Annotated in this window: 2 protein-coding genes; one reads left to right on the forward strand and one right to left on the reverse strand. The window is 74.8% G+C overall.

Going from position 1 to position 1359, the window contains the following annotated elements; all coding sequences use genetic code 11:
- The coding region (locus AB0D66_RS34620; protein ID WP_362311110.1) for an NADP-dependent oxidoreductase at positions 1–846 on the forward strand (846 nt) is incomplete at its 5' end.
- 161 nt (positions 847–1007) lie between these two features.
- Here the strand turns inward: AB0D66_RS34620 and AB0D66_RS34625 are convergent.
- A partial coding sequence (locus AB0D66_RS34625) for a discoidin domain-containing protein (RefSeq protein ID WP_362311111.1) occupies positions 1008–1359 on the reverse strand: 352 nt, incomplete at its 5' end.

The raw sequence follows: 1359 nt of genomic DNA on the forward strand, positions 1-1359 counted from the left end.
GTCGGCCCCGGCGAGGTCCTCGTCCGAGTGAAGTACGCCTCGGTCAACCCGGTCGACTGGAAGATCATGGCCGGCGGCCTCGACGCCCTGATGGACGTCGTGTACCCCGTGGTGCCCTGCTGGGACGTCTCCGGCACGGTCGAGCAGGTCGGCATCGACACCCCCGAGTTCGCCCAGGGCGACGAGGTGATGGCCTACGCCCGCAAGGACTACGTGCACGGCGGGACCTGCGCCGAGTTCGTCACCGTGCCCGTACGGGCCCTCGCGCACAAGCCCGCCTCGCTCGGCTGGGCGGAGGCGGCCGCCCTCCCGCTCGCCGGACTCACCGCCTACCAGGTGCTGACCCGGCTGCGCACCGGCAAGGACGACACCGTCCTCATCCACGGCGCCGCGGGCGGCGTCGGCTCCTTCGGAGTGCAGATCGCCCGCGCCCTCGGGGCCCGGGTCATCGGCACCGCCTCCCCGCGCAACCACGACCGCGTCCGCGCACTCGGCGCCGAACCCGTCGCCTACGGGGACGGGCTCGCCGAGCGGGTCCTCGCCCTCGCTCCCGACGGCGCCACCGTCGTCGCGGACTTCGTCGGCGGCGTCCTCGACGTCACCCGCAGGGTGCTGCACGACGACGGCCGGCACGCCTCCATCGCCGACCCCACCGTGACCGGCTCCGGCGGCGAGTGGATGTGGGTGCGCCCGGTCGGCGAGGACCTGGCGGAGCTGGCCCGGCTCGCCGACGCGGGACAGCTCAGGGTGACCGTCGCCGAGACCTTCCCGCTGGCGGAGCTGGCGGCCGCCTTCGAGCTGAGCCAGGCCGGCCACACGGCGGGCAAGATCGTCATCGAGGTGTGAGCGGGACGCACCCCGCCCGGCCGCCCTCCCGTCCGGGTCGCCCTCCCCCCGGGACGCACGACCGCGCGCCGCCCGTCGCAACGGGCGGCGCGCGGCGGGGGAGGTGCCGGGGAGCGTCCGCGGAGCAGCGTCAGGGAAGCCACGCGGGCGCTCCCCGACGGTCAGGAGTACACCCCGAAGTGGAACAGGGAGTACCCGTAGCCGGTGCCGCGCTGGGTCAGCTCCAGGCGGACGTAGCGGCCCGACGCGTTGATGTCGTAGTCGTCGATGCCGCCGTCGCCCGTCGCCGTGGCGTAGGCGGTGCGCCAGTTCTGGCCGTCGTCCGACACCTTGATGGCGTAGGCCTTGCCGTAGGCGCCCTCCCACACCAGCTGCGCGTGCCGGAGCTGCCTGACCGACCCGAGGTCGACCTGCAGCCACTGGGCGTCGGCCCAGGCGCTGGCCCAGCGGGTGGCCGTGTTGCCGTCCGTGGCCAGCGCCGGGGTGCACGGGCAGCCGCCGTAGCCGTCGTTC

Origin of the sequence: Streptomyces sp. NPDC048270 (assembly GCF_040652335.1) — a bacterium.
GTDB lineage: Bacteria > Actinomycetota > Actinomycetes > Streptomycetales > Streptomycetaceae > Streptomyces.